Source organism: Kitasatospora sp. NPDC059973 (assembly GCF_042737525.1).
GTDB lineage: Bacteria > Actinomycetota > Actinomycetes > Streptomycetales > Streptomycetaceae > Kitasatospora.
Genome location: NZ_JBHWUI010000043.1, coordinates 16,300 through 42,449, shown reverse-complemented (window position 1 = coordinate 42,449; position 26,150 = coordinate 16,300). Strand labels below are relative to the sequence as shown.

Below are 26,150 nucleotides of genomic sequence, written 5' to 3'. Positions count from 1 at the left end.
GATGGCGGTGTGGTGGTGGCCGGCGGAGGCGGGCGCCTCGTGCGGTCGCTGCCGCGCGAGGCGCCCGGGTGGTGCGGGTGGTGCGGGCGGGTCGAGCCTCAGCGGAACGCGGCGATGTTGCGGGTGACCCACGCGGCGAAGGGGTGCGGGGCACGGCCGAGGACTCGTTCGACGTCCGGGCTGATCCGCAGTTCGGCCGGGTTCGGGGCGGAGATGATGTCCAGGGTGTCGTCGGCGAGTTCCACCGGCACGAACCGGGTCATCGTGGCCCTGGCCTCCTCGCGGGTGAGTTCGTGGAACCGCAGGGGGGAGCCGAGCACGGCGGCGATCGCCGCCGCCTGCCGACGTGGCGTGATCACCTCCGGTCCGGTCAGCTCGTACACCCGGCCGGTGTGCCGGTCGTCCAGCAGGCAGGCCGCCGCGACCCCGGCGATGTCCACCGGGTCGACGACCGGCACCCCCACGTCGCCGAAGGGTGCGGCGACCGTCCCCTCGGTGCGCACGGACTCCGCCCAGGCCAAGGCGTTGGAGGCGAAGCCGCCCGGACGCAGGACGGCCCAGTCCGGGCCGGACTCCCGCAGGGCGTCCTCCACCGCGCGCATCGCCACCCGTGACGGATCGAGCGGCCTGGTCGCCACGCCCTGCGAGGAGAGCAGGACGACCCGGCGGACCCCGGCGGCCGCGGCCTGACCGACGATGTCGGCCGGCCTGGCCCCGGCGGCGTGCAGGTCGCCGGACAGCAGGAGGAACAGCGCCTTCGCCCCGTCCAGCACGGGCGCGAGGCTTGTCGGCTCGGCCAGGTCGGCCACCACGTGCCGGACTCCGGCCGGTACCGCCGCCGCGCGCCGCGACACCGCCGTCACCTGCTCGCCCGCCTCGGCCAGCGCCTGCGTCAGCGGTCGGCCCACGTTCCCGGTAGCCCCGGTCACCACGATCATGTTCAGCTCCTGGTTCGTTGTGTCCTGCGGCAACTGACGTTAGGAAAGGGGCTTACTTCTCGTAAGAACGTACCCGGAGGTAAGCTCCGGACATGAGGGAAGGCGCGCAGCTGAGGCAGGCCGGGGAAGGCCGCCGGTATGAGGTGTTTCACACCGACTGCCCCGCCCGTGACGTGGTCGACCACGTGACCAGCAGGTGGGGCGTCTGGGTGTTGATCTCCCTGCGGAGCAACGACCTTCGGTTCTACGAGCTGCGCGACAGCATCCAGGGCATCAGCGAGAAGATGCTCGCCCAGACGCTGCGCGCCCTGGTCCAGGACAGCCTGGTCTGGCGGGAGGTGGAGCCGACGACACCGCCTCAGGTCACCTACGGGCTGACCGAGTTCGGCCGCGAGGTCAGCGGGCCGCTGACGGACCTGTTCGACCGGATCACCGAACGGCTGCCTCCCCGCGGCGCGCAATAACGCCCGGTCCCGTCACCCGCCAGCCTCCGCCGCCTCGTTGCGGTGACCGTTGCCTCGCCCGGGGGACCGTTCCGTCACGCCTGACGGTTCACGGGACCACCGTCCGGGCCGGTGTCGGTGCCGGCTGGGATGCTGGCGGCATGGACGACGAGGCACTGCTGCGCGGCCGCGTGTACGGGGCCGACCACGACGACCCGGACCCCGGGCCGCGCCCCGGGCACGAGTACCGGGAACTGGTCGGCGGCCCGCTCGACGGGCTGCTCCTGGACGTCACCGGCTGGGACGCCGAGCGGCTCGACCACGGCGCGGCACTGGCCACCGAACTCGGCGCGTTCGGTGCCGGCGGCCGCGCCCACTACGGCTGGCGCCCCACGGACCGGCGCCGCTGGGACTGGCAGGGCGACAGCCCCTGACGGCGCCGGTCCGGTGCGCCCGCCGGGCTGTCCGCCGTCGTTTGAATTCCGGCGAGAAGCATTTTTATACCCTGTTACGGTTGCCTCGGAATTGGCCGAGGGACGGGTGGTGGGATGTTTTCGGTGGAGGAAGTTCCGGAATTCAAGGTCGCCTACATGAGGCGTGTGGGACCGTACGGGGCCGGGAACCAGGAGCAGATGGAACGCCTCAAGGGGTGGGCCGCCGCGAGCGGTCTGCTCCGGGACGGCTCGGTCGTCCTCGGGATCGCGCAGGACGACCCGGGGGTGGTCGCGCCGGAGGACTGCAGGTACGACGTCTGCCTCGTCGTGCCGCGGGACACCGGGATCGGCGGGGCCGGAATCGAGGAGGCGTGGCTGCCGGGCGGGCGGTACGCGGTCCGCACCGTGGCCCATACGGCCGAGGCCCTGGCGCGCGCCTGGGCCGGTCTGCTCCCGGCGCTGGCGGACGCGGGATTCCGTTTCGATTCGGCACGGCCGATGATTGAGCGATTTGCTCCCCGCATGGTCGAGAACCACTTGTGCGAGATCTGTGTCCCGGTGACCTGAGTTCCGGGGCCGGACAGCGGCGGAAGGGCCCGGTCAGCGCTCGCCAGGCGGTGGCGTCGGCGAAGCAGTGCCCCCCACGCCGCCCCGCCCCCTCCGGCGGTCCCCTACTGCTGCCGGGGGGCGTCCATGTGCAGGCGGACGGTGGTTCCCCCGGCGCGGCTGGAGCGGATCTCGACGAGGTCGCAGAGCTGGTGGGCGAGCCACAGGCCGCGCCCGCCGATCTGTTCCGCGGTGGGGCGGCTGCGGCCGGCCATCACGTCGGAGATGTAGCCGGAGTCACGGAACTCGCAGAAGAACGTCGCGTCCTGGGCCCAGGTGCGCAGGGTGCCGTGGCCGCCCCCGTGGCGGATGCTGTTCGTCGCGATCTCCGTGACGGCGACGGCCAGTTTCGGCAACCGGTCCCGCAGGACACCCGCGTCGGTCGCGCACTGCGTGACCTTCGCGCGGATCGCGGCCATGTCACCCTCCGTGTAGCTCAGTTCCTGGAAGGGATCGCACGGGCCGGCCAGCTCCTCGAAGGGGTACTCCTCGGCGCTCAGATACTCCTCGTTGGCCGCATTCCGGCCGCCCCGGCGGATCATCGGATGGCAGAGCGACAGCGATCGCAGGGCGTCCTCGTCGTCGTCGCCGGCGTCATAGGGGCACAGCATCGACCAGGTGGCGCTGCGCGCGAAGGCCCGGTTCAGCAGCCACTCGTGGTACCGCAGCTCCGAGAGGTGCGCTGTGCTGCGCGCGTGGCGCCAGGCGGTCTCACCGATGGCCCGTACCGGCCTGCCGCCTTCACCCCGCTCGGTCATCCAGGCCGACCAGGCCGCGATGTGCCGACCGGGATTGGGCCCGGCCGTCGTCGTGTCGACGAAGGTGACGGCGGGCTCGTCGACGAGTTCGCCGCGCAGCAGCGAGGTCTTGTCCGAGGGGACCGCGACGACCACCGCCTCGTCGGCCTCCAAGGCCTCGTGGATGAATCCCAGGGTCCCGGACAGGAACTCCGCGTCCCCGCGATAGGGGTACAGCTCGTGGCGGAACGGGCTCTCGCCCCGGTCGGACGTCGGGGGTACGGTCGCGGTCATGTCGCCATCACCACCGGCAGGTCGGCGGCCGCGTAACCCGCCAGCTCCCAGCAGAGGAGCACGGTCTCGTTGGCGCCTTCCACGACGATCCGGCGGCCCGGCAGGTGACGGGCCGCTTCGACCAGAGCCTGCATGCCGGCAGCGTCGATGAGCTCAAGATCGTCGAACCCCAGCTTCACCATCGGCGAATTCCTGACCGCGGCGCGGACCGCGGCATTGAACGCGGCCGCGCCCTCAGAGTCGACCACGCCGTCCACGCTCCACCTGTTGGCGCCCGTGCTGAACATCCGAAAGGACGGACGCGCAGCACGTGTGCCCACCTCGTGAGGATGCATGCACGCCACACCGTCCAGGGTAGTCCGGTCCCACCGCGACGGCCGGAACGCGCACACCACCATGGCGCCGCTCTCCGAAGCGAACTCGTCGAGTTTGAGCTCCCCGGCCAGTAGTTCCTCCGCCCCGGAGGCGGCCGTCGGGGGCATCCGCTCGGTGAGGACCCGTACGGACCGGAAGCCCTCGCGGGTCGCGGTGTGGACTTCCCTGCGCACCGCAGCAAGCATCCTGTCCATGTCCATTGCGTCCGGCAGATCGAGGACCACCGAGGTGGAAGGACTGCCGTCACGCTCGATCCCGGCGGTGCCGTGGGAACCGATGACCACGACCTTGTCCCCGTACAGGGCGCCGTCCGCCAGATAGGCCCGCGCGTCGGCGAACGTGGCAGCGGGGCCCATCCGCCAGCAGACGTGGTCACCGAGACCGACCTCGTCCAGTGTCGCCAAAGCCCGCGCCGCTCTCACCCCGCCCCCTTCCCAGGTCACCCCCGCCAGCAGTGATAGGAGAATAACGGTTCCCTGCAGACGCCCGGCTGTTTCGGGCGGCCGGAGTGCGGTCTACGCCTGCCCACCAGGGGCGACACCAATCCTCCTACGTCGGAGTCCGTCCTGCGAGGACGACCCGCCCCGTCCGCGATGGAGGGCATGGGTGACTCACCACGGTCGTATTGCGGCTGGGAGAGTCCGATCGCCGTTCGCAACAGTGAGAGGGGGTGTGCCATGGCTGATGCCTCGAGAATGATCACGACGATGCCGGGTGGGCCTGTCGGCGCCTGTGGTCGGATCCTAGGAAATGCGTTGACCAGGCACGAGAGGTCGAGGCACCCCCGGAGGCACGACCGCGGCTCTTGCCCACGGAGGCGGGTCCGGTCGCGGGCGGGCGGGCCGCACATCGCGGCGGTCCCGCTCCGGCGGGGCGTCCCGGGGGAGTGGAAGACCCACCCGGCTGCCCGTCCGCCCGCATCCGCACATGTCCGACCGCGCTGGCGCCCAACGGTCAGGCCACCGGGCCCGCGCGAGGGTCGCCACCCTCCGACGCCGTTCAACCGCCGCAACCCCGCACTTGAACACCCGCATCGGCCCCGATGACCGCACCGTGTTCCGTCTGCTTCTCGCACCGGATCTCGCGCGGGAGCGGTGTGCGTGGGGCCCGCTGAAGGGGCGAGCTGCGCCCTCAGCGGGAGAGTCCGCCGGTCGCACGTCGCCGCCGGGAGTGTGGCTCGGTGGCGGAAGCCGGCCCCGACAGGGACCGGAGTGGGAGCGCCTGCTCAGTACCGAAGACCTTGATCGGGCGGACGAGCGGGAGTGGTCGAGGCCCGGGGCCTTCCTGCAGCAAACGGCCGAAAGAATCCCACCTTTTGCGTGTTCGAGCGATTGCGCAGCGTATGGTGGTGTCGCATTTCGGTGCGGCTGGGTACCGCATCGAGCTTTGACTCTGGGGGGAGATTGCGGTGGCCGACGTCAACGTCGTTCCGCAGGAACTGCACGCGTCGGCCCAAGTGGTGAGGGGGCTCGCGGAGGAATTGGGCACTCCGGTCCAAGCCGCGCTGACCTCGGCCACGACGACGAGCGGCCAGCTCGCCGGTTGGTCGGTCGCCGCCGGACTGGGGCGGTTGGGGAGCAGCTGGAGCGCGCCGCTCGCGGCGCTCCAGCAGCGGATCGCGGCCACGGGGACCAACCTCGACGCGAATGCCGATGCTCACAGCCACAACGAGCAGGCGGTGGCCGGTGCCTGGGCCCGGCAGGGGGCGAAGCAGTGAGCAACGTGTACGAGTTGTTGGTGAAGTTCGACCCACAAGGGTTGCGCGACGTCGCGAAGAACTGGAAGGCGCTGGCACACACCGCGGAGACCGTGGGCTCGCGTCATCGCAACCAGGCGAACGGGCCGCTTCACCAGCACTGGCAGGGCGCCGACGCCGAGGCGGCGTTCCCGTTCATGGCGCGGACCGAGCAGCAGCTGGACGTCGTCCGGGTGGAGGCGGAGGCGGTCGCGCTGACGCTGAACACGGTCGCCGACCGGATGTACCAGGCACAGACGAACCTGGCGAACGCGGTACACCGCGCGCAGGACTCCGGCCTGACGGTCTCGGCCGACGGAAGGGTCGACCTTGCGCCGGAACTCCCGGAGGAGCGCAACGACCCGGACGCCCAGACCGCACGCCGCAACCTCATGAGCCTCAAGGCCGGCTACCAGAGCCGGATCGACCAGGCGCTCAAGGACGCCCAGGCGGCGAGCGACCAGGGCAACACCGCCCTCGGGCGCCTGAGCGGGGAGATCCTGGACGGCCGGAGGGTGGACGGGGCCGTCGCCGAGACGCGCACCGACGCCGCGGACGTGAGGAAGGACCTGGGCCTGGCCGAGGCCTACCTCCCGGACGGCAAGGACCCGCAGAAGAACGCCGAGTGGTGGAAGGGCCTCACGCCCGGCCAGCAGGAGACCTACCTCGCCCTGAACGCGGCCAGGATCGGAAGTCTGGACGGCCTGCCGGCCACCGTCCGGGACGAGGCCAACCGGCTCGTGCTGGACCAGAAACTCGACGCCCTCCAGGCTGGCACTCCAGCCTCCCTCGGCCTCGACCAGACGACGTACGACAAGCGCAAGGCGGCGCTGGGCGAGATCAAGAAGAAGCTGGAGGACAAGGCCGACGCGAAGGACGAGGAACACCAGATGTTCCTCCTCGGCATCGACCCCGAGGCCTACGGCGGGGACGGACGCGCCATCGTCTCGACCGGCAACCCGGACAAGGCCACCCACACCTCTGTCTTCGTGCCCGGGACCAACACCGAGCTGCCGGGTGTTCCCGGCCAGATCGACCGCATTCTCCAGCTCCAGGGGTACGGGAAGAGGTACGCGAAGGCGGGCGAAACCGTCGCCGTCATCTCTTACCTGGGCTACGACGCACCGGAGAGCATCGCGAAGGCGGCGAACCCCATGCGCGGCCTCGACGCGGCCGACGACCTGCGCCGTTTCTCCCAGGGACTCCGCGTGGCGCACGGCGAACCGAAGACCCATCTCAGCTACATCGCCCACAGCTACGGCAGTTTCGCCGTGGGCGTCGCCGACAGCGAGAAGGGCGGTCTTCAAGCCGACGACATCTTGACCCTCGGCAGCCCGGGTATGGGAGTTCTCAACGCGGATCAGCTGACGGTCAATCCGGACCACCTCTGGATCGGAGAGGCCAATGATGACGCCACGAGGGTCGTCGGCGGCTTCTCTCTGGGACCCAGCCCTCACATCGTGGGATTCGGAGGTCACAACATCACCATCGACACCTCCGGGCACGGCGGCTACTGGACCGACAACAGTGAAAGCGTGCTCAACCAGGGCAGGGTCATCGCCGGTCACAAACCCACCACGTCCCCCAAGGAAGACCCCTTCTGGGGCTCGATCCCCCACTGAGCCCTCCAAACGGGAGAACAGCCATGGGCAGCCCGCCCCTCCGTTCCTTCGCCGCCGCGCTGAAGTACGCCGTGGCAGCATCGCTGACGATCTCAAGTCTTGGAGCCTGCATGGCGAACCCCAGCACCGGGAAAGACGCCCCGCTACCGGTCAAGTCCCGCGAGGACGCACTCGCGTGGGCGCGGCAGATCACCGATCACCTGGCCCAGGGCGCCGGAATCCAGATCAACGCCGAGCCGGCGGACCCCGTCTTCACCTCTTGTGTCGGCAGGAAGGGCGAATCCGCGCCCGACGATCGCTTCACACTCTCGTACGCAGTCCACAGCTACGTGCCCAACACCCAGCACAACGACGTGGTCCGCAAGGTCAGAGACCTCCTCACGAGCGAAGGCCTCAAGATCTCGACCTACCAGGAGACGCCCGCTACCCAGCCGAACTCGGTTGTCACCGCGCGCCATCCGGAGAGCAGCTACGTCGTCGACGTCTCCAGCACCGCCGGCGACAACCGCATGGTCCTGGGCGTCACCACGCCCTGCCTCAAGCCCCCCACCGGTTCGGCCACGCCCACCCCGTAACCTCCTCAGTCGCGACGGCGCCGCAGTCGCTGCTGAACCGGACGGCGTGTCCGGCCGATCGGCTGTCGCGACTGCGGGGGGACGGCCGCGGTGAACGCCTTCTCGACGCGGGCGCCGCGCTGTGCGGAACGCAATCGCGAGGTTCTCCCGCGACCCTGGCCGGCAGAAGCCGGGGTCGGCGGTCGAGGGTTCCGGCGCGTCAACGAGGCGCTGTTCGGCCCGGAGGAGCTGTGCGCGGAGGCTGCGAGAAAACCCGTTTGGTGGACGCGGGGTGCGCTGCTACATTTCCGGTGGCCGTGCGAGAGATCGAGGAGGTGGTACCCGTGAACGCAATATCGACATGGGTGCTCCCCTCCGGGGTCACGGTCGGGCGATAGGCAGGTCGTCCGGGAGCGCCGTTCAGTGCACTCCCGAAAGGCACGACCATGCGCTTCACCTCCGAGCAGCGCCTCGACGAAGGCCTCCTCGAACGCGAATTCACCCTCGGTGAGATTCCGGGCATCCTGTGGACGCCCGCCGCCGCGTCCTCACCGCTGCCGCTGATCCTGCTGGGCCATCCGCCCCTCGGACTGCGGAAGATGTACCCCCGGCTGGTGGACCGGGCCCGGCACTCCGCGGCGGAGGGCTTCGCCACGGCCACGATCGAGCTCCCCGGAAGCGGTGACCGGCCCCGTTTGGCCGCCGTCGATCAGGCCCGCGCAGACCTGCGCCGGGCGATGGAGGCGCGCGAGCCGGTCAGCGACGAGATCGTCGACGCCCTCGTCCTCCCGCTGGTCGAAAAGGCGGTCCCGGAGTGGCAGGCCGCCCTGGACGCCCTCCTTGCGCTGCCCGAGATCGGCGGTCCGGTCGGGTACTCGGGGGGTGTGATCTCGATCGGCATCCGGCTCGCTGTGGTCGAGCCGCGCATCGTGGCCGCCGGGCTCTTCGCCGGGAGTCTCGTGCCTCGCGCCATGTTCGAGGAGGCCCGGCAGGTGACTATCCCGCTGCACGTCCTGCTGCAGTGGGACGACGAAGGGAACGACCGGCAGGCGGCTCTGGACCTCTTCGACGCCTTCGGCTCCCAGGAGAAGTCCCTGCACGCCAACATGGGCGGACACACCGGCGTCCCGCAGTTCGCGGGAGACGTCGCGGTCCAGTTCTTCGCCCGCCATCTGAGGAAGTGAGGTCGGCGTCGGACCGGTGACAGGCGGTCGCTGAGGTCGGCCGGTGTGCCGCTCGGACAGAGGCCGACCCTCCCCAGCGCTCCGGACCGTGGGCCCTCGCTGAACTCCGGCAGGGGCCCACGGCGGCGCCACGCCTCCTCGATGTCCTTCGTCATCACTCCGGGCTGCCCCAGGCGCCGGTGACGGCGATGATGTCTCGGGCCAACGCCACGGGTCGCTCCCGCGCGATGAGGTGTCCGGCACCGTGGACGGACCGGACGGTGGTGTGCGGGGCCAGGCGCAGCAACTGGTCGATGTCCTCGGCGGTGACCGATGAGCCGGTGTCGCCGTGGACGAGCAGGAGGGGAAGGTCGAGCGCGCCGGTGATCTGCCGTAGCCGGGGGACCTGGGCGAGGATGTCCTCGACGAGCTCGGTGTGGGTGCCGGCCAGGCCGCCGGCAGCGAGGAAGCGGCGGACTCGGGCCGGGTCGAGGCAGGGGACGACGTCGACCAGTACCAGCCCTGCCACCCTGGCCCGCACCGCCGGATCGCCGAGGGCGGCGACGGCGGCGAGCCCGCCCAGTGAGGCACCGACGACCACGCACCCGGGCGGTTCGGCGAACAGCATCGCGGCGACGTCCGCCGCGCACGCGGTCAGCGTTCGAGCACGGCCCTCGCTGTCGCCGTGGCCGCGCTGGTCGAAGGCCACGCAGCGGAACCCGGCGTCGACGAGCACCTCGCTGACCGGTGCCCACACCTGACGGCGTTCGCCACCGGCATGCAGCAGGAGACAGGTCGGTCCCGCACCGATTTCCTCCCCCCGCAGGATCGCGTCGGGGCGAGCGATCCGCCGCGCCCGCGGAACGGTCGGGTCGATCATGTGACTCATGCCTTCCCCTCTCCCACGCGCGCCCGCGGAGGTCGCGCCGCCGGGGGCGGGTCGCTCCCCGAGCCGAACGCGATGTCTCCCCCTGCCCGAAGGGGCGCTCCGGGAACCGAAGTTACACCGACCGGATGCCCGCGGGGAGGTAAGGCCGTCCTGTCACGCACAGGCCGACGGCAGCGGGTTCCCGGGTCCTGAGTCGGGCCGCCAGGCGGCGTCTGCCGGGCGGTCGCCGCGACGTCCGCCGCGACGTCCGCCACGTTGCCCGGCGACGCTGCGGGGATCTCGCGGCACGCGCTCGACCTGCGGGACCCAGGCCGCGTCGAGTCGGTCATGAACGACGAGTGCTTGGTCAGTGGGAGCAGGCACCACCAACTGGCGCTGAGCTCGCGGCCGCTGCCGGTGAGGGAGAGCCACGACGCCGACGCGCCCCCGGGTCGACCGTCGGGGGCGGCGCTACACGCCGGTGGTCCCGGCGGCGCTCGGCCCGGTGGGCGACCAGCGGTGGGGCGCGGACCACAGCTGCCGGGCGGCGGCGACCTCCGAGCGCCGGACGGCCGGTCTCCGGGTGCGCGTCCAGGAGCCCCACCAGTCGGGGGCGAGCGGCAGGGCGGCGCGGGCGGTCGGCTGGTCCGGGTGCAGGCCCAACGGGCGTAGCGCACCGGCCCGGACCGACACGGTCACGAAGCCCCGCCAGCGGCCCGACTCGCGATCGGGCCCGCAGGTCAGGTCGCAGCGGATGTCCTGCTCGTCGACCGGCGACCAGTCGATGCCGTGGTCGCGCAGTCAAACGGCGAGGGCCAGTCCGGGGTGCGGCATGCCGGTCGCGTTCTCGACGGTGAAGATCCTCACCCAGTCCTCGTCAGCCATTCGTTCAGGCTGTCACACGGGCTGCCGCGCCGTCGCCTCGGTTTCGCGGCGCCGGCTGGGTCGCGGTCGGGGCCGGAGAGCGGCCCTGTCGGAATCGGCTCCGAACTGGCGGCTGCTCGTGGGCTATCGCGGCAGGAGGCCTACGACGTGGGCCCCCGAGCCGAGGAAGGAGCATTGGAGCAGTGGGCGCCGACCAGGGTCACCCACTCCAGGGGCGCCAACCGCCACCGACCGCGGGCCGTCAGCACCCACTCGTTCACCGCAGGACCGACGGCGGGCCCGAGCAGGGGGAGCGGCAGGGCGATCCAGTAGGACCAGACATCAGCGAGTCGAAGACGGCGAGCGGCACCCCGCACAGTGCCGCGGTCAGGAACCATCCCGGCTTCCGCTCATCCGCGTCTGCGCGTTCCAGGCCTGAGGCGGCCGTCACTTCACACCCTGCTTTCCCAAGGGGCGGATCCGGTTCCGCGGTCAAAGCGGCCGAACCGTTCGGCGCCTTCGGGCGTATGGGCTGAGGCTCAACTCAAGATATCCGCAGGGGATTTACCGGACCGGTCGGTCGGTGCTGTGACCGACCGGCCGGTCCGGATGGGGGTCAGCCCATCGTGCAGGCGAGCTGGGCCTTCACCGCGTCGCGGAGGTTCTCCTGGGCGCGGCAGTCGGCGTTGAAGACGTCCTGCCACTGGGGGCTGATGAAGTGGACGTTCACGATCTCGGTGACGATGTTGACGTCCTGGGCCTTGATGGTGTTCTTGGCGATCAGCACCTGCGGTGTCGGAGCCGTCTGGGCGCCGATGACGCCGCCTTCACCGTAGAACAGGTTGGTGATCTTGGTGTAGACGGTGACCCTCTTCCCCTGGATGTCGTTGCCGACGATGGCGACCGTCCAGTCCTTGTAGTTGCGCTGCCAGCCGAAGTTGGTCGCCCGGTTGAGGGCGGACACGGTGCCGTACTGGGCCTTGATGATCCAGTGGTGCCTGAGCAGCGGGCGGCCGCCCGGGTGGTCCCGGGGGTGCGCCGGTTCCCCCGCCTGCACGGCGTCGCGCAGGTCCTGGTTCCCGGGGACCGGACGGTCCGCCGCCGAACCCGGGGGGAGCGTCGCCGCGCCGGCCGGTGCGGCGACGCCGCCGGCGACGGCGAGGGCCGCTGCCCCGGTGACCACGACCGTCCGCCACCGTGCGACGGACCGCTGACTGGTTGCCATCCTGGTACTCCTCGTTCACGTGCGTCGACGGTCCCCGCGGCATGCCCGCGCGCCCGCCACCGGGACGTACCCGGTGCCCTCGACCCTGGCGGACCCGAGCGCGGTGCACATCAGTCGAATGACTGACGGAACAGACGATCCGTCAGTGACCGACGACGTCGGTCGCTGGGGAGACCCCGGGTAGGGGTGCGCCGGGCACGGGCGGCCGTCCCGGGCCTGCCGCGGCCGTGGATCGCCTTGCCCGCCGTCGGTCAGCGCCGCGGACCGCGCCCGGCCGCCGGCTCGGCGGGCCTCCGTCCCTTCGGTGCGCGTCGCTGCGCCGACCGGGCCGACCGGGCCGACTCCGGGGTCACCCGGAGGTGCAGAGCGGCGAGCAGGAGGCAGCACGCGGCCATGGCCGACCACAGCGCGGTCGTCCCCACGTGAGCGAGCAACTGGGTACCGAGGAGGGGCGCGAGCGTCGCGGCGATTCCCCAACTGGTGCCGAAGACGGCCAGGTAGCGGCCGCTTGCGCCGGGCGGCGCGAGGTCGGTGACCAGTGCGTAGACGCGACCCATGACCAGGAGGTCCCCGAGGCTCTTCACGGCAGCGAAGGCGAGCAGGGCCGGCAGGGTGCGGGTGAGGGCGAAGCCGGTCAGGCCCGCGGCCAGGAGGAGATGGGCGAGGGCAAGGGTGACAGGTGTGGTGAGCCGGGTCGTGAAGGGCAGCCGGATCAACGGCTGGGCGAGCACGGTGGTGGCAGCGGCGGCGGTGAACAGCAGCCCGGCGTCGGCGGCCGGCAGGCCCTGCCGTGCGAGGGCGAGCGGCAGGGTGACCACGGTCTGCTGGTTGACCAGGGCGTAGGCGGTACCGGTGGCCAGGACGCTCAGCAGCGCTCGGTCGCGCAGCGGTCGGACGGCGCTACCGTTCAGGTCCGCTCCGGACGGTTCGGGGCGGTCGCGGGGGAGGGCCAGCCCGATCAGCAACGCGCAGGCCAGGCAGGTGGCGGCGTCGGTGACGAAGAGCCAGCGCAGGTCCCAGCGGCCGAGCAGGGCGGCGAGCAGCCCGGCGCCCATGGCACCCGCCGCGAGTGCGGCGCTGAACAGGCTGAACGCGCGCACCCGGTGCCGCTCCGGCACGGACTCGCCGACGATCGCCTGGCTCGGGGGCTCGTAGAGCTCGAAGGCCAGCCCGAGCAGCACCGCCCCGGCGACCGCCCAGATGAGCGACACCGAGGCCGCGATCACCAGTTGGGCGACGGCGCATCCGCAGAGCCCGAGGACGACCGTCGTGCGTCGTCCGATCCGGTCGGCCAGGTGGCCCCCGGCCAGCCGTGAGGGGATCGTCGCGAGCCCGAAGGCGGCGCTGACCAGCCCGGCGGTGGTCAGGCTCGCGCCGTGGTCGGTGCTGATCAGCGCGGTGAGGAAGGGCAGCGAGAAGGCCCCGAGCTGGTTGATGACCCGGGCGAGCAACAGCAGGCGGACGGTGCGGGGCAGTGATTCGGAGCGCGGCACGCCTTTCCCCTGGCTCGTGGATCGTTCATGTCGGTCGTACCCGCTCACGCCGACGGCCGACCGCCGACGGCCGACCGCCGACCGAGACGGCAGACGCGAACTTACGATCACCGAGCTCGGTTGGACAACGGCCACGCATGGCGGCCGGTGAGATCCGGTATCAAGTGTTCGTGCACCTTGAGAGGAATTCGGCCAGGTCGGTGAGCCGTTCGACGCGGAGCGCCGCCTCGTCTGCCCTGGGTGACGGTCCGCCGGTGACGAAGCCGATGCCGCGGTCCAGCCGGATGCCGGTGAGCCCGGCGAGAGCGGCTGATTTCGCATCGCTCTCCAGCATGTCGCCCACGTTGACCGCCTTCGCGGGATCCGTCCGCATCCACCGGCGGGCGGCGGCACAGGCGACGGACTTGGCCGCACCGAGCTCGGTCGGGGTGCCGCCCCAGCTGGCTGTCGACCATGTTCGCGGGGTCACTCCCGAAGGTCCTTCGACCAGTCACCCCGAAAGCGGTCGGCACGGCCTCCGGTGACACGGGAGGCGGTAAGGCCCTGGCGACCGAGCCGTGTACGAGGCCGTACCTTCATGCTCGGCCGACCAGCGGATCACCTGACCGGGACGGAAGACTCGACCTCACCTCGCTGCCGTGCTGAGGATCGACGCCTGCGAGCCGGCCGTACTGGGGAGACCGCGAGTCGGGCGCGGCCGGTCCGCCCGTGATCCTCGCGGCCCTTCTGCTCAGTGCCAGCCGGAGTTCCAGTCCTGGTTCGCCGGTCCGGCGTCACCGCCCAACGAGGACAGGAGGCCGACCAGGAAGAGGACCGCCACGATCAGCCCGAGCAGCACCAACCAGAAGGTGTCCTCAAAGCCAGGGCGATACGGGCCTTTTGGCCGGTCCGGCCGATTCGGCCGGTCGCCGTCGCCGTCTTCCTGGTCGCTCCGTCCCTCGGCGTCGCTGTCCTCCACGGCCACCGTGTGCCCCCCTCCGTCCGGACTCATGGCACCGCGTCGCACGGCCGGCGTCAAGCCTTCCGGCGGGGCTTCTTCTGCGGCCCTGGCGCGGTGCGAAATCCACGGGGTCGGCCGCGCAGTACCCGTGCACGACCGTCAGCGCCCGGACGGCGCCGAGGGCGCGCTCGGCGCCGTCCGTCGCTTCAAGTCCGGTGGATCGGCGTGATCGAATCCGATCAGGTGGTCTTGACGGATCCGCCGTCGATCAGCAGGTCGGTGCCGGACATTCCGGCCGCCAGCGGCGAGGCGAGGTAGGCGACGGCCGTGGCGACCTCGGAGGGTTCCAGCAGGCGGCCGGTGGTCATGCCCATCGCGGCCGGGAGCCCAGCCAGCAGCTGGTCCTGGGTGACTCCCATGGAGCGGGCCAGCTCCGCGCCGTAGCCGTCCGGGCTCTCCCACATCGCGGTGCGTACCGGGCCCGGCGAGATGGTGTTGACGCGCACGCCCTGCGGTCCGAACTCCTCGGCCAGTGCCTTGCCGAAGGCGGTCAGGGCGGCCTTCGCGGTGGTGTAGGGGACCGGCCCGGCGTGTGGCATCCGGGCGCCGTTGGAGGAGATGTTGACCAGGGCGCCGCGGCGGCGCAGCAGGCTGGGCAGCGCCGCCCGGCTGGTCCGTACGGCGGCGAGGAAGTTCAGGTCGAAGGACTGTTGCCACTGCTGGTCGGTGAACGAGAGGAAGCCGCCGGTCTGGCCCGCTCCGCCGTCGCCGCCGCCGACGTTGTTGACGAGCAGGTCGAGGTCGCCGAGTTCGGCGGTGGCGTGGTCGATCAGCCGGGCCGGGGCGTCGGGGGCCAGCAGGTCCACCGATATGGCCAGGGCGCCGGTCTCCTTCAGCTCCGGGGTGATGGTGCGGGCGGCGGCCACCACGCGAACGCCCTCGGCGGTGAGCGCTCGGACGGTGGCCAGTCCGATGCCGCGGCTCGCGCCGGTGACCACGGCGGTGGTGTTCGTCAGCTGCAGGTCCATGGAGGTGCTCCTGTCGGGGCGATGTATGAGTCGCGACTTGAATGACGTCATCAAGCTAATAGATGCAACATTGATGATGCAAGTAGGTCGTGACCGGCGTCCCCGATGTACTGTCTGGTCCATGGAGACGAGAGGGCGCGCCCTGCGCGCCGATGCCGAGCGGACGGTGCGGGCGATCCTGGAGGCGGCCGAACGCGTCCTGGCCGCCGATCCGGCGGCGACCATGGAGCAGATCGCGGCGGCGGCCGGGGTGGCCCGCACCACTGTGCACCGGCGCTTCGCCAGCCGCGAGGCGCTGGTCGAGGCGCTGGCGGCCTGGGCGACCGAGCGGTTCCACCAGGCCGTGGAGGCCGCCCGCCCGCTCACCTCCCCGCCACTGGTCGCCCTGCACCAGGTGACCGCCAACGTCCTTCAGGTGAAGATCGGTTGGAGCTTCGCGATGAGCCGGAGCGCTCCGTCCGACCCCGAAACCGCGCGCGTGCAGGCCGACGTCCTGGCCCAGTGCGATCAGCTCTTCCGTCGCGCGCAGGAGACCGGCCTGCTGTCCCCGGACACCGACCTGGAGTGGGCCCGCAGGGTCTACTACGCCCTGATCCACGAGGCGGCCGAAGAGGGGCGGAAGGCCGTCGACATCGGCGCCGTGGACCGGCTGGCCGCACGCGTGGTGGACACCCTGCTGCACGGGGTCGGGACGGCTCCCGCGTAGAGCACGCCGCCAGGGCCGGCCGGGAGAGGCGGCCGTCCGGCCTCGATCCCAGCGCGCGTCGACAGCCGGCGGTCCCTTCGCGCCGTGGGCGTAGCGCCACCCGGGCGGTTCGGTGCGCGAAGTCCCCTTCAACCAGCTGTGGTTGAAGGGGACTTCGACGAGTCGACCGGTGGCGGCGGGTCGACGTGGCACGCGGTAGGCCGTACTGCTCGGGCGGCTGCGCCTCCACGGCGACGGGCGGCGCCAAGTCGTCTCCGAGAGCCGACCCGGTGTCGGCCTGCCCGCTGCTCGCCGACGAGGTCGGCCGGCAGGTGGCATCCGCGTGTGGTGTACGTGCGGATCAGCCCGGGTCGGTACCGCAGACGTAGTACGCCTTGCCCAGCCCGGTGACGGTGCCGGTCAGCATCCCCAGGGCGGCCCCCGCCGCCGCTCCCTCGGGGCCGGCGGCGGCGCCGAGCTGGCCGCCTCGCAGGGCACCCAGCAGGGCGGCCTTGGCTGCGCCTTCCACCATGCTCTTGCCCAGCTCCTTGGCCATGCACTTGTTCCACTCGTCCGAGTTCTTCGGGTGCTCGCGGTCGGGAATCGGCCAGAACGCGGGGCGCACGGTCGACTTCGCGGAGGTGGTCGTGAAGGCGGTGGTCGTGAACGCGGCGGTCGTGACACCGGTGGTCGTGGCACCGCCGGTCGCGAGGCCGCCGGTCTTGGCGGCCGGAGCGGTGGTGGTGTTGTAGCTGACGGACGGCATGGTCATGGAGCCGTCGATGGTGTCGCCGGAAGCGTTCTCGATGGTCTGCGTGATGACGTTGCCGGAGACCGTCAGACTGACCGGGTGAGTGGTCCCTTTGGTGTCCACGACGGCACTCGGCTTGATCGTGCCGATCCTGGCCCCGGTGGCGGTGTCGACGAGCTTCACCGTGTTCGGGCCGTCCTGCGACGCCGCGGTGCCGTCGGGGAGGTCCGGGGTGAACGAGGCCTTGGCGGCCATGGTCAGCGCCGGGGCGTCAGCGCTCGTCACGCTCGTGGTGCCCGGCTGGTCCGGGCTGGTGTGGGCGACGTACATCGTGGAGCCGGCCGTGGAGTTGATGACCGGGACGGTCACGGTCGCGTCGGTCGTCCACGGCTGGTTGTCGGTGTCGAAGGTCCACGTTCCCGTGACCTTCTTGCCGACGGCCGCGAAGTCGACCCATCCGTAGTTCTTGGCGGGAACGGTCACCGCGATGCCGTTGATGGTCGACTGGTCGGACTCGTAGGTCGTGGTCGTCTGCAGCTGGGTGGAGACCATGGCCTGGACCGGGACGGACACCCCGACCGAGGAGGACAGGCCCACACCGAACGACTGCGACCAGCCCGAGTGGTAGATCGTGGTGAAGACCTGCGTCACCTTGTCGGCGGTGTCGTTGTACCAGACCGACGAGGCGGGCTGGCGGGGCAGGACCTCGGGCTGCCCCTCGGACTTCTCCGTCCACGAGCAGGTGGCGGTCTTCCTGGCACACAGGTCGGCGTAGTAGTCCAGCGCCAGACTCCTGGCTTCGGCCGCCTTCGCCGCGGGCACCCTCCACTCCTGGGCCGCGCTGCCGTTGCAGACGTTGGGCTGCGCCAGGATCCCCCACAGGTGCAGGCCGCCCCGGTTGTCCATGCACCACTCGGTGCCGCTGGCGTCGTCGCGGCGGACGATCCCGAAGGAGTTGGGCTTGCCGTCCACCGGGCGGAAGTGCCACTGTTCGCCGTCCTGGCCGCAGGACTTCTGGGTGGCTGGCTGGGTGGCGTAGACGCACTTCCCGGACGACGTACTGGCGATGTTGAACTGGCCGGGGGTCCCCAGCTTGATGAGGCGGAAGTTCTGGTAGTTGGTGCCGTCCGGCGTGACGGAGATCTGGTTCCCGTCGTTGTTGCCCGTGGCGTTGAGGGTGCCGTCGCCGTTGGTGAACGTGTAGGCGTCCGTCGCGGCCGCGGCGGTGGCCGCCGTGGTGGAGGTCGCCGCGGCCGGGGTCGCGGCCAGGGCGAGGGCCGGGCCCAGCAGGGCGGTGACGGTGAACGGGACGGACAGGAGTCGTCCGACGTGCCTGAAAGAGAGCTTCATCTCGGCCTTCCTATGAGGTGTCCATGCCATGCTCACCTACCGGGCACGCCGGGCCGGGCGGAATGTGACCTTCCCTCATGTGATCCATGTCTCGTACACGTTCAAGACATGTCGATGAACGGTTCTCCGTGCCCGTACTTCGCGCACCGCGCGCCGCGGATCCACGCCGAGCGTTGACGCATCAGGACGTGAGCGGCGCGCATCCGGTGACACCCCCACCGGATGCGCGCCACATCGGTATCCGCCGGACCTGTCGCCCGGCAGGCCGAAGCACTCGTTCGACGGCAGCCGCGATCGGCCGCGATTCGGCACCGAACCGGCAGCGATTCCGCGGCGGTTCAGCCGCGGTGAAAGACCCGGCGGCGCCCTACCGGCGGACCGCCGAGATCAGTCCGCCGGGTCGTTCCTCGCGCCGCGGCGGGGTGCTGATCGGGCGGCCGTAGGCGGTACCGCACTCGCGAAGCGTGTGGCAGTCGGCCTCCCAGCCGTGCCCGGCCAGCCAGCGCACCGGGTCGTCGGGCATCTCCGAGACCCACAGGGCGGCCGCCGACCCCGGCGCGGCGTCCGCGCCGAAGCGCTCGATCACGCCACGCGAACCCAAGGTCAGCCCCATCCGGCTGCCCGCCGCCGACCGTGCGCCGATCCGGGCCAGCAACAGCTCCACCGCGCCCTCGGGCAGGTAGATCAGCAGTCCTTCGGCGATCCACACCGTCGGCGCGGCCGGATCGTGCCCTGCGGCGGCCAGCGCGCCCGGCCAGTCCTCGCGCAGATCCACCGCGACGGTGATCCGATCGCAGCGTGCGACGGCCCGCTCCTGGCGCAGCACCGAAGCCTTGAAGTCCAGTGGCGCGGCGGTGTCGACCTCGAACAGCCGGGTGCCCTCGAGCCAGTCCATACGGAAGGCCCGGCTGTCCAGGCCGGCACCGAGCAGCACGACCTGCCGGATCCCGGACGCGCAGGCCTGCCGCAGCAGGTCGTCGAGGAACTTCGTCCTGATGACGATGGAGTACGACACAGCCAGCCGGCGGCGCCGCGCGGCCTCGTCGTCGGGCAGCGGCGGCGAGGGGGGCCACAGGCCGCCGGCGGCGGCGAAGGCCCGGGCCAGTGGGTCGCGGAACAGCGCGTTCTCCCGCGCGGTCTCCAGCGCTCGCACCCTGGCCACCCCCACCGCCGTGGCCCACACTCCCGACGGCTGCGCCCGCTCCCGCTCATCAGTCACCGCGCCAGCCTAGATGACCTGGCTCCAAGGGGTCGGGTGAAGGGAACCAGGTAGCTCATGCGGGTGGAGCGGCCTGGACCGTGCCGGCTACGGCGCGGCGCAGGCGGCCAGCGCGGTCCGTGCCAGCCCGCGCAGCCAGGCGTGCGCGTGGTCGCTGTCGTGGCGCTGATGCCACGACAGGTAGACCGGTGCCGACGGCAGTTCGAGGGGCAGGGGTAGGGCGACCAGGCCGAGGTCGGCGACCGCGGTGCGTGTGGTGGCTTCCGGGACGCTGACCAGGACGTCGGAGCCGCGGGCGAACTCCAGCGCGGCCGCTTCCGTCGGCGCGCTCGCCACGACGCGGCGGCTGAGGCCGAGCCGGGCGAGGGCGTCGTCGAGGGCGTTGGCGAGGTTTCCGCGTCGCGAGACGGTGATGTGTTCGGCGGCGGCGTAGTGCTGCGCGGTGACGGCTTCGACGCGGGTGAGGGGGTGTCCGTGCCGCACGATGATGACGAGGGGGGTCGCGCCCAGGTTCTCGGCACGGATGTCCGGTGCGGCCGGGCGGTTGGCGTTCGCCTCCAGATCGACCTCGCCGCGTCGCAGCCCGGGGGTGTCGCCGCTCGATTCGGCGAGGAAGCGCAGGCGCACGCCCGGTGCCTGCGCGCGGACGGCGGCGAGCAGGGCGGGGCCGCTCGCGGCGACCAGGGAGTCGTGCCAGCGGAGGGTGAAGGTGCGCTCCAGTGTCGTCAGGTCGAGTTCACGGCTCGGCGCCAGCACCCCCTGGACCTGGTGCAACAGCTCGTGCACCTGTTCCCGGACGGCGATCGCGTACGGCGTCGGGGTCATCGTGCGGCCGGTGCGAACGAGGATCTGGTCCCCGGTCGTACGGCGGATCCGGCCCAGACTCCGGCTCATCGCGGGGGCGGTGACGTGCAGGCGCGCGGCCGCCCCGGCCACGCTGCCCTCCTCCAGCAGCGCGTCGAGCGCGGCGAGCAGATTCAGATCCAGTTGCATGGGAGTAATCCTAGCCGTGCTTGACATGCAGTTGTGGTTAATGGCTGGGCTGTCTACCTTCGAGATGTGAGCGCGGGACGCAACGGACCGCTCGGCCCGACCGGCCCTCATCACCCCCGCTGGGAAAGGAAGTTCCGCCATGTCCGCGATGCTTCAGAACACCACCACCGCCGTCGCCGCCTCCGACGCCGACCTGCTCGCCCAGGTCGCGATCGCCGTGCGCGAGGCCGGCTCCGCGCTGCTCGCACGCTTCGGTGCCGTGGTCCACTACCGGACCCGCGAGGAGCTGATGCACGCGCTCGCCGCCAACGACGACACGGCCCTCGACATCCTGCGCCCCCGCCTCACGCAGCTGCGCCCGGAGGCCGGGTGGGTGGAGGACGAGCTGGACGGCGGGGCGCTGCCGCCCGGCGAGTGGTGGGTCGTCGACCCGGCCGAGGGCAACGTCAACCACCTGCACGCCCTGCCGGATTGGGCGGTGACCGCCACCCTGGTACGCGAGAACCGGCCGGTGCTCACCGTGGTCCACCTGCCGTTGACCGGCGAGACCTACACCGCGCTCGCCGGCGCGGGCGCGCACCTCGACGGCCGGCCGCTGCACGTCTCCCCGACCGCGGACCTCGGCCTGGGCATCGTGGCCACCAGCCAGGCCCGGCCGGACGAGAACGAGGAGGTCGTGCGGCGCGTCGGCTCCTCCATCACCGCGATGCTCTTCGACGCGCTGGTCGTCCGCACCGCCGTGCCCGCGACCCTGCACCTGGTGAACGTGGCCGCCGGCCGGATCGACGCCTTCTGGCAGTTCGCCGGCGCCCGGGCGGACCTGCTGCCCGGGGCGCTGCTCGTCACCGAGGCCGGCGGCCGGATCTCCGACGCCCAGGGCCGCCCCTGGACCCCGCTGAGCGAGAGCTTCCTGGCCGCCGCGCCCGGCGTCCACGCCCAGGCCGTCACCACGCTCTCGCGCTGAGCGCGCCCCCGCACCTCGACCACCCGCACCACGATCGACCGCACCTCGACCACTCGCGCCACGACCACCCGCACCTCGACCACAACGATCCCGTACGAACGGAAGGACCCCCTCACCATGACCACGATCGCAGTTCTCGGCAACGGCCGCGTCGGCGGCAACCTGGCCACCGCCCTCACCCGGGCCGGACACGAGGTGACGGCGGCGGACCGCACGCCGGGCGCCGCCGCCGACGCGGCCCGCACGGCCCGGATCGTCATCAACGCCACCCCGGGCGACGGCTCGCTGGAGCGGCTCACCGCCCTGCGCGAGGAACTCCGGGGCAAGATCCTCGTCGATGTCTCCAACGCCACCGCGGACGGACCGGACGGACTGCCGGGCGAACTGCTCCACCCCGGGTCGAGCCTCGCCGAGCAACTCCAGGAAGCGCTCCCCGAAACGCACGTCGTCAAGACCCTCAACACCATGCTCTTCCCGGTGATGACCGCACCGGCCATGCTCACCCGGGCACCCGACGCCTTCCTCTCCGGCGAGGACCCGCAAGCCAAGCAGACCGTCCGCGAACTGCTCAACGACCTGGGCTGGCACGACGAGTGGATCACCGATCTCGGCGGCATCCGGACCGCCCGCGCCACGGAGGCCGCGATCCTGTTCGTACCGCACGTGATCCGCTCCAACGGCTTCTCGCCCTTCGCGATCTCGATAGCCCGCTGACCCGAGCACAGCGCACCGCCCGAGCACACCGCACCGCACCGCATCGCACCGTGTCCCGGTGCGGTGCCGCCAACCCGTTCGGTGGGTTGGGCTCGCGGTGTTGCGGGAAGCGTCTGTTGCACGGCGGGGATGTCCGCGCGGTGCGGTACGGGGGACGGGGGAGAGCGGTGAGCGAGGAGTTACGCGCCGAGGAGAGACTGCAGCTCGCCCAGTGGCACCTCGTGCGGGCGGACGGACTGCGTCTCGGTCTGGTGAATCGGGCCGGCACGCTCCTGAGCGCGGACGCGCTCGTGATCACGGGTGTGGTGTTCGCTTCCGGAGCGACGTCGTCGGACGTGTCGCCGGTGATCGGGGCTGCCGCCCTCCTCGCGCTGGTGGTGAGCGCGGGTTCGGCGGCGCTGGCCGCTTCGGTGCTCACCGGGTTCCGTCGGCTCCCGGGAATGTCGCGGCCGACCGGCTTCCCGGTTCCGATCGCCTTCGGCTACGGCGACACCGTGGGTGCGTTCGGTTCTCCGGAGGAGTTCCGGTCCGGCTTCTCCGCTCAGGGCGTCGAGGCGGCGGCCGACTCCGCGGTTCTGGAGCTGTGGCGCTGCATCAGCGTTCACCAGCTCAGGGCGAGAAGGATGCAGCGTGCGACGCAGTGCCTGCTGGCTGGCGCGGCCCTCCTGGTCGTCATGGCTGCGGCGCGACTGGTCACCGCCCTGGCCTGAGGCCCCGCGGCGACCGCTCGGCAGCCTGGTCAGGGCGCGAAGTACCAGCAGCCCAGGTCGATATGCCGGTCCGCACGACTGCCGGCCAGGGCTGACACACGTGCAAGGAAGGCCACCGCGCTGTCCGGCAAGGTCTCGTCGTCCGGCGGCCTGGCATCGGTGAGGGCATCGAGCCGGCGGTCGAGCTTCTGTCTGCCGGTGAGGACACGCGCGCGTGTCCGACGCGGATCTCGTTCCGCATCGGCGGATCGGTGACCTGGAGTCCGAACGTCTTGAGGTCAAGTTCCCTCCCCGCAACCCGGAGTTGTGACAGAAGGGGATGATCGGGGGTTCGTTGAACCACCCAGGTTGTTGAAGGTGCACGTGAAGGCCACGGAGGACTTTCGATCTGGGGCCGACGGTCGTCGACGGCGAGGGCTGGTTGAGCGCCCGCGACGGGGCCGAAGGAGTCCGAGCGCCGCGGCGGCGAGGGGAGGGCGGGAGCGAAGGCCCCACGTGCTGAACAGCCGATCCCGGACGCACGGACGAAGCCCCTTGACCAATGGTCAAGAAACGTTGACCATTAGACCCATGCCTACCGATGATCTTCCCGAGACGTTCCACGTCACCACTGACGAGCAGCTACGCGCCGTCTCCAACCTCACGCGCCACCGCATCATGGCCGTGCTCCGCTTCGAGCCCGCGACGATCACGCAGATCGCCGACCGGGTGGGCCTCGCGAAGGGGAGCTCCAGCTACCACGTGCGGCTGCTGGAGCGGGCCGGCCTGGTGAAGGTGGTACGGACGCGGAAGGTCCGGGGGGTCACCGAGCGGTACTACGCCATGGCCGCGCGGTCGATCGTGCTGCCGGATCCGGGCGAGGGAGGGCCGGACCTGCTGATGCGGCATGCGGTGGCGGACCTGGAGGCGGCGCCGGCGGACGGCGAGCGGCACGTGCGGATGGCGCACCTTCGGCTCACCGACGAGCAGTTCGCGGAGCTGGGGGCGCGGCTGCAAGCGCTGGCGGACGAGTACCGGGAGCTGTCCGATCCGTCGCTGCCGGACGCGTCGCTCGTCTTCGCGCTGTTCCACCCGGCAACCCGCGTGCAGGCCGAAGGAGACGCCAAGTGACCTCAGACCTTCGGAAGTTGCCGGCGGGGTTCGGGCGACTGTGGACCGCGCAGACGGTGTCCTCGCTCGGTGACGGCGTGACGCATGCCGCGCTGCCGCTGCTCGCGTTGACGCTGACGCGGGATCCGATGGCGCTCGCCGTCGTCACTGCCGCCGGAACGCTGCCGTGGCTGCTGTTCGGGGTGCTCGGCGGTGCGCTGGTGGACCGCTGGGACCGTCGGCGCACGATGTGGGTGACGGACGCCGCGCGTGCGGTGCTCCTGACGATACCGGCGGCAGCGGCCGCGCTCGACCTGCTCAGCGTTCCCCTGCTCGCGGCGGTCGCCTTCCTGCTCGGCCTCGGCGGACTCTTCTTCGACACGGCCGCCACCGCCTATCTGCCGGACCTGCTCGGCCGCGACCCCGCACTCCTGGAGCGCGCCAACTCCCGCCTGCGCGGCGCCCAGACCGCCGCGTCCGGCTTCGCGGGACCGCCCGCGGGAAGCGCCCTGCTCGCACTCGGACGGGCGGTTCCGCTGCTCGCCGACGCGGTGTCGTTCGCGTTGTCCGCCCTGCTCGTACGCTCGCTGCCCGCCGCGCCGCGCCCCGTGCCGCAGGCCCGGGAGTCGCTGCTGCGGCAGGCACGGGACGGCGCCTCGTACGTCTTCCGGAACCAGCTGCTGCTTGGGCTCGCGCTGCGTCCGGCGGTCGGGAACATCGCCTTCCTCGCCGTGGAGACCGTGCTCGCCCTCTTCGCGCACGACCGCCTCGGCATCGGTGCCTTCGGCTTCGGCCTGCTCCTCACCGCGGAGGCCACCGGCGGTCTGCTCGGCGCGGGCATCGCCTCCTTCCTCGGCCGACGGCTCGGCACCGGCACCGCGCTGACCTGCACGGCCGCCCTCGAAGGGCTTGCCGTCCTGGTCCTCGCCGCCGCCCCGAACCCGTATGTCGCCGGCCTCGCGCTCGCCGTCTGCGGTGCGGGCATGGGCGCCACGATGGTGCTGGCCCCCTCCCTCCGGCAGACGATCGTCCCCGCCCACCTGATGGGCCGGGTCGCCTCGACCTCCCGCATGCTCTCCATGTGCGCCGCCCCGTTCGGCGCCTTCCTCGGCGGCTGGCTGGCCACCACCTACGACGTACGGACCCCGCTCTACACCGCCGCCGGTCTCCTCCTCACCATGACCGCCGTGACCGCGACCATGACCAGCGACCGCCAGGTCGAGGCGGCACTGCGCGCCGCCGCCCCGGCCGACGATCCGGCCCACCCGGGATCCCGGCAGCTCGTTCACGAGGGCGCCGTGTAGGACCCCGCGGAGGCCGTCGAGCCAGTCGGGCGCACGACGGCGCTGCTGCCCGCCTTGAGCCGTGGGCCGGGTGGAGACCGGGGTGTACTCGACGCCGTCGTCGCGGATGGACAGGGTGAGGGTGAGCGTCCGGTCGGGTCCCGGTACGAGGGTGACGTAGATTCCTTCCGCCTGGCCGCCATCAGGACCCGAGCCGAACAGCAGGCCGCGCCGCCCGCTGACGGCCGGCCAGGAGCCAGTCAGCCCGCGAGGACCTGTCGGGCCTTCACCAGACGCGCTTGGTGGTCCGCGATCCAGCCGGCCGGAGGGGACATTGGCAGGCTGACCGTCACCTGCGAGGACGGGGCGTCGCTGATCGACACCCCGATCGCGCTGGGACTGAGCGGCTTGATCCTCAGCTCGACCGTTCGGCCGGAGTTCAGCCACGAGACGAACCGGTGCCCGGCGAGACTGATGAGCGCCTCCTCCCAGCGGTCCAGGTCGAAGGAGGAGACTCCCACCGGGAACCTGCCGGTGACGGTCTCCGTCGACACGACGAACTCACAGTCCAGGAGCTCACCCCCCGGATCCGATCGCTTCAGCACCCGCAACGCGACGACATGACCACTCGTCCCCGGCGGGTCGGCAAGGTGGATCAGATCGTCCAGTTCGTCGTCGCCCATTGCGGCCCTCTCACTCGATCTCGAACAAGGGCATCATTCCGGACGGCACCGACACACCCGAAGTCGCTCTCGCCTGCCAACACGCCACCGGCAGGCATCTGATCGCCCGATGCTCTCCCAAGCCACCGGCAACCGCTCTCGACGGTGATCCGCCCAGCCGTCCGCCCCGCCGACAAGCCCCTCGGGCCGGGTGGCCCCAGAACTCGCGAGGCGCTCGCGCCCGCGGACCGAGCGCGCTGCCCGGCCGGGCCGACGACGCGGCGTCGCACTGCGCGACCCCCACAGCCGCGGGGGCCGGCCCGACCAGCGGTCCGGACCTGGCCGCCGACGCGGCGGGCGCGAGCTGCGTCGGCGGCCGAGCCCGGTCACCACGGGGTCGAGCAGGACCGG

27 protein-coding genes are annotated in these 26,150 nt (G+C 71.6%); 13 read left to right on the top strand and 14 right to left on the bottom strand.

Annotation, left to right across the window (positions count from 1 at the left end; genetic code table 11):
* Positions 1 to 98: 98 nt before the first annotated feature.
* Complete coding sequence (locus ACFWA9_RS14695; RefSeq protein ID WP_380387057.1) at positions 99 to 938, bottom strand: SDR family oxidoreductase; 840 nt, start codon at positions 936 to 938, stop codon at positions 99 to 101.
* A gap of 92 nt (positions 939 to 1,030) precedes the next feature.
* Here ACFWA9_RS14695 and ACFWA9_RS14690 point away from each other — a divergent pair, with 92 nt between their 5' ends.
* The 3 genes from ACFWA9_RS14690 (at position 1,031) to ACFWA9_RS14680 (ending at position 2,382) form a co-directional block, all read left to right on the top strand.
* A complete protein-coding gene (locus ACFWA9_RS14690; RefSeq protein ID WP_352291513.1) occupies positions 1,031 to 1,402 on the top strand; it encodes a helix-turn-helix domain-containing protein in 372 nt (123 codons plus the stop codon).
* A 140-nt stretch (positions 1,403 to 1,542) separates the two neighbouring features.
* Positions 1,543 to 1,815 carry a hypothetical protein gene (locus tag ACFWA9_RS14685; protein ID WP_380387054.1) on the top strand — a complete coding sequence of 91 codons (273 nt, stop codon included), beginning with the start codon at positions 1,543 to 1,545 and terminating at the stop codon, positions 1,813 to 1,815.
* A gap of 114 nt (positions 1,816 to 1,929) precedes the next feature.
* Positions 1,930 to 2,382 (top strand): GyrI-like domain-containing protein, encoded by a 453-nt coding sequence (locus tag ACFWA9_RS14680; protein WP_380387051.1) that lies wholly within the window; start codon positions 1,930 to 1,932, stop codon positions 2,380 to 2,382.
* Positions 2,383 to 2,486: 104 nt separating this feature from the next.
* Here ACFWA9_RS14680 and ACFWA9_RS14675 read toward each other — a convergent pair whose 3' ends face one another.
* Entirely contained in the window at positions 2,487 to 3,452 is a 966-nt protein-coding gene (locus ACFWA9_RS14675; protein WP_380387048.1) for an anti-sigma factor RsbA family regulatory protein, read from the bottom strand.
* A complete protein-coding gene (locus tag ACFWA9_RS14670; protein WP_380387045.1) occupies positions 3,449 to 4,231 on the bottom strand; it encodes an MEDS domain-containing protein in 783 nt (260 codons plus the stop codon). Before ACFWA9_RS14670 ends, ACFWA9_RS14675 begins: the two co-directional genes overlap by 4 nt.
* A gap of 1,004 nt (positions 4,232 to 5,235) precedes the next feature.
* Here ACFWA9_RS14670 and ACFWA9_RS14665 point away from each other — a divergent pair.
* From ACFWA9_RS14665 to ACFWA9_RS14650, 4 genes are all read left to right on the top strand, one after another.
* The gene (locus ACFWA9_RS14665; RefSeq protein WP_380387042.1) at positions 5,236 to 5,544 is read left to right on the top strand and encodes a hypothetical protein; all 309 of its coding nucleotides are present in this window, start codon (positions 5,236 to 5,238) and stop codon (positions 5,542 to 5,544) included.
* A complete protein-coding gene (locus ACFWA9_RS14660; RefSeq protein WP_380387039.1) occupies positions 5,541 to 7,184 on the top strand; it encodes an alpha/beta hydrolase in 1,644 nt (547 codons plus the stop codon). The genes ACFWA9_RS14665 and ACFWA9_RS14660 overlap by 4 nt, the downstream gene beginning before the upstream one ends.
* A 23-nt stretch (positions 7,185 to 7,207) precedes the next feature.
* Positions 7,208 to 7,759, top strand: coding sequence for a hypothetical protein (locus ACFWA9_RS14655; protein WP_380387036.1), 552 nt, complete (start codon positions 7,208 to 7,210; stop codon positions 7,757 to 7,759).
* A gap of 425 nt (positions 7,760 to 8,184) precedes the next feature.
* On the top strand, positions 8,185 to 8,922 hold the full coding sequence (locus tag ACFWA9_RS14650; RefSeq protein WP_380387033.1) for an alpha/beta hydrolase: 738 nt from the start codon (positions 8,185 to 8,187) through the stop codon (positions 8,920 to 8,922).
* A gap of 154 nt (positions 8,923 to 9,076) precedes the next feature.
* Here ACFWA9_RS14650 and ACFWA9_RS14645 read toward each other — a convergent pair whose 3' ends face one another.
* The 7 genes from ACFWA9_RS14645 to ACFWA9_RS14615 all read right to left on the bottom strand — a co-directional run bounded on the left by ACFWA9_RS14645 (position 9,077) and on the right by ACFWA9_RS14615 (position 15,319).
* On the bottom strand, positions 9,077 to 9,790 hold the full coding sequence (locus ACFWA9_RS14645; RefSeq protein WP_380387030.1) for an alpha/beta fold hydrolase: 714 nt from the start codon (positions 9,788 to 9,790) through the stop codon (positions 9,077 to 9,079).
* A 450-nt stretch (positions 9,791 to 10,240) separates the two neighbouring features.
* Positions 10,241 to 10,432, bottom strand: a complete 192-nt coding sequence (locus tag ACFWA9_RS14640) for a hypothetical protein (RefSeq protein ID WP_380387027.1) — start codon at positions 10,430 to 10,432, stop codon at positions 10,241 to 10,243.
* Positions 10,433 to 11,249: 817 nt separating this feature from the next.
* Positions 11,250 to 11,858, bottom strand: coding sequence for a hypothetical protein (locus ACFWA9_RS14635; protein WP_352291524.1), 609 nt, complete (start codon positions 11,856 to 11,858; stop codon positions 11,250 to 11,252).
* A 251-nt stretch (positions 11,859 to 12,109) separates the two neighbouring features.
* On the bottom strand, positions 12,110 to 13,351 hold the full coding sequence (locus ACFWA9_RS14630) for an MFS transporter (RefSeq protein ID WP_380387024.1): 1,242 nt from the start codon (positions 13,349 to 13,351) through the stop codon (positions 12,110 to 12,112).
* 160 nt (positions 13,352 to 13,511) lie between these two features.
* Positions 13,512 to 13,694, bottom strand: coding sequence for a hypothetical protein (locus ACFWA9_RS14625; RefSeq protein ID WP_380387021.1), 183 nt, complete (start codon positions 13,692 to 13,694; stop codon positions 13,512 to 13,514).
* Between the two features lie 387 nt (positions 13,695 to 14,081).
* The gene (locus tag ACFWA9_RS14620; protein ID WP_380387018.1) at positions 14,082 to 14,309 is read right to left on the bottom strand and encodes a hypothetical protein; all 228 of its coding nucleotides are present in this window, start codon (positions 14,307 to 14,309) and stop codon (positions 14,082 to 14,084) included.
* 221 nt (positions 14,310 to 14,530) lie between these two features.
* On the bottom strand, positions 14,531 to 15,319 hold the full coding sequence (locus ACFWA9_RS14615; protein ID WP_380387015.1) for an SDR family NAD(P)-dependent oxidoreductase: 789 nt from the start codon (positions 15,317 to 15,319) through the stop codon (positions 14,531 to 14,533).
* Positions 15,320 to 15,440: 121 nt separating this feature from the next.
* On the opposite strand from ACFWA9_RS14615, the gene ACFWA9_RS14610 reads away from it, so the two are divergent.
* Entirely contained in the window at positions 15,441 to 16,025 is a 585-nt protein-coding gene (locus ACFWA9_RS14610) for a TetR/AcrR family transcriptional regulator (RefSeq protein ID WP_380387012.1), read from the top strand.
* A gap of 340 nt (positions 16,026 to 16,365) precedes the next feature.
* Here the strand turns inward: ACFWA9_RS14610 and ACFWA9_RS14605 are convergent, their stop codons facing one another.
* The 3 genes from ACFWA9_RS14605 to ACFWA9_RS14595 form a co-directional block, all read right to left on the bottom strand.
* Complete coding sequence (locus ACFWA9_RS14605) at positions 16,366 to 18,105, bottom strand: RICIN domain-containing protein (protein WP_380387009.1); 1,740 nt, start codon at positions 18,103 to 18,105, stop codon at positions 16,366 to 16,368.
* Between the two features lie 367 nt (positions 18,106 to 18,472).
* A complete protein-coding gene (locus ACFWA9_RS14600) occupies positions 18,473 to 19,288 on the bottom strand; it encodes a class I SAM-dependent methyltransferase (protein WP_380387091.1) in 816 nt (271 codons plus the stop codon).
* A 123-nt stretch (positions 19,289 to 19,411) separates the two neighbouring features.
* Entirely contained in the window at positions 19,412 to 20,317 is a 906-nt protein-coding gene (locus tag ACFWA9_RS14595; RefSeq protein WP_380387006.1) for a LysR family transcriptional regulator, read from the bottom strand.
* A 139-nt stretch (positions 20,318 to 20,456) separates the two neighbouring features.
* Between ACFWA9_RS14595 and ACFWA9_RS14590 the strand changes: the two genes are divergently transcribed.
* The 5 genes from ACFWA9_RS14590 (at position 20,457) to ACFWA9_RS14570 (ending at position 25,098) form a co-directional block, all read left to right on the top strand.
* Positions 20,457 to 21,281 carry a 3'(2'),5'-bisphosphate nucleotidase CysQ gene (locus ACFWA9_RS14590; RefSeq protein WP_380387003.1) on the top strand — a complete coding sequence of 275 codons (825 nt, stop codon included), beginning with the start codon at positions 20,457 to 20,459 and terminating at the stop codon, positions 21,279 to 21,281.
* A 117-nt stretch (positions 21,282 to 21,398) separates the two neighbouring features.
* The gene (locus ACFWA9_RS14585; protein ID WP_352291533.1) at positions 21,399 to 21,995 is read left to right on the top strand and encodes an NAD(P)-binding domain-containing protein; all 597 of its coding nucleotides are present in this window, start codon (positions 21,399 to 21,401) and stop codon (positions 21,993 to 21,995) included.
* 167 nt (positions 21,996 to 22,162) lie between these two features.
* Positions 22,163 to 22,705, top strand: a complete 543-nt coding sequence (locus ACFWA9_RS14580) for a hypothetical protein (RefSeq protein WP_352291535.1) — start codon at positions 22,163 to 22,165, stop codon at positions 22,703 to 22,705.
* Between the two features lie 570 nt (positions 22,706 to 23,275).
* The gene (locus ACFWA9_RS14575) at positions 23,276 to 23,815 is read left to right on the top strand and encodes an ArsR/SmtB family transcription factor (RefSeq protein ID WP_380386999.1); all 540 of its coding nucleotides are present in this window, start codon (positions 23,276 to 23,278) and stop codon (positions 23,813 to 23,815) included.
* On the top strand, positions 23,812 to 25,098 hold the full coding sequence (locus tag ACFWA9_RS14570) for an MFS transporter (protein ID WP_380386996.1): 1,287 nt from the start codon (positions 23,812 to 23,814) through the stop codon (positions 25,096 to 25,098). The genes ACFWA9_RS14575 and ACFWA9_RS14570 overlap by 4 nt, the downstream gene beginning before the upstream one ends.
* Positions 25,099 to 25,337: 239 nt before the next feature.
* Here ACFWA9_RS14570 and ACFWA9_RS14565 read toward each other — a convergent pair whose 3' ends face one another.
* On the bottom strand, positions 25,338 to 25,760 hold the full coding sequence (locus ACFWA9_RS14565; protein ID WP_380386993.1) for a DUF5959 family protein: 423 nt from the start codon (positions 25,758 to 25,760) through the stop codon (positions 25,338 to 25,340).
* Between the last annotated feature and the right edge of the window lie 390 nt (positions 25,761 to 26,150).

Coding starts and splice junctions, on each gene's coding strand:
- ACFWA9_RS14635 (WP_352291524.1), bottom strand. CDS start 11,858: ATGGCAACCAGTCAGCGGTCCGTCGCACGGTGGCGGACGGTCGTGGTC.
- ACFWA9_RS14565 (WP_380386993.1), bottom strand. CDS start 25,760: ATGGGCGACGACGAACTGGACGATCTGATCCACCTTGCCGACCCGCCG.
- ACFWA9_RS14610 (WP_380387012.1), top strand. CDS start 15,441: ATGGAGACGAGAGGGCGCGCCCTGCGCGCCGATGCCGAGCGGACGGTG.
- ACFWA9_RS14575 (WP_380386999.1), top strand. CDS start 23,276: ATGCCTACCGATGATCTTCCCGAGACGTTCCACGTCACCACTGACGAG.
- ACFWA9_RS14655 (WP_380387036.1), top strand. CDS start 7,208: ATGGGCAGCCCGCCCCTCCGTTCCTTCGCCGCCGCGCTGAAGTACGCC.
- ACFWA9_RS14650 (WP_380387033.1), top strand. CDS start 8,185: ATGCGCTTCACCTCCGAGCAGCGCCTCGACGAAGGCCTCCTCGAACGC.
- ACFWA9_RS14645 (WP_380387030.1), bottom strand. CDS start 9,790: ATGAGTCACATGATCGACCCGACCGTTCCGCGGGCGCGGCGGATCGCT.
- ACFWA9_RS14685 (WP_380387054.1), top strand. CDS start 1,543: ATGGACGACGAGGCACTGCTGCGCGGCCGCGTGTACGGGGCCGACCAC.
- ACFWA9_RS14595 (WP_380387006.1), bottom strand. CDS start 20,317: ATGCAACTGGATCTGAATCTGCTCGCCGCGCTCGACGCGCTGCTGGAG.
- ACFWA9_RS14680 (WP_380387051.1), top strand. CDS start 1,930: ATGTTTTCGGTGGAGGAAGTTCCGGAATTCAAGGTCGCCTACATGAGG.
- ACFWA9_RS14615 (WP_380387015.1), bottom strand. CDS start 15,319: ATGGACCTGCAGCTGACGAACACCACCGCCGTGGTCACCGGCGCGAGC.
- ACFWA9_RS14690 (WP_352291513.1), top strand. CDS start 1,031: ATGAGGGAAGGCGCGCAGCTGAGGCAGGCCGGGGAAGGCCGCCGGTAT.
- ACFWA9_RS14590 (WP_380387003.1), top strand. CDS start 20,457: ATGTCCGCGATGCTTCAGAACACCACCACCGCCGTCGCCGCCTCCGAC.
- ACFWA9_RS14605 (WP_380387009.1), bottom strand. CDS start 18,105: ATGAAGCTCTCTTTCAGGCACGTCGGACGACTCCTGTCCGTCCCGTTC.
- ACFWA9_RS14675 (WP_380387048.1), bottom strand. CDS start 3,452: ATGACCGCGACCGTACCCCCGACGTCCGACCGGGGCGAGAGCCCGTTC.
- ACFWA9_RS14695 (WP_380387057.1), bottom strand. CDS start 938: ATGATCGTGGTGACCGGGGCTACCGGGAACGTGGGCCGACCGCTGACG.
- ACFWA9_RS14585 (WP_352291533.1), top strand. CDS start 21,399: ATGACCACGATCGCAGTTCTCGGCAACGGCCGCGTCGGCGGCAACCTG.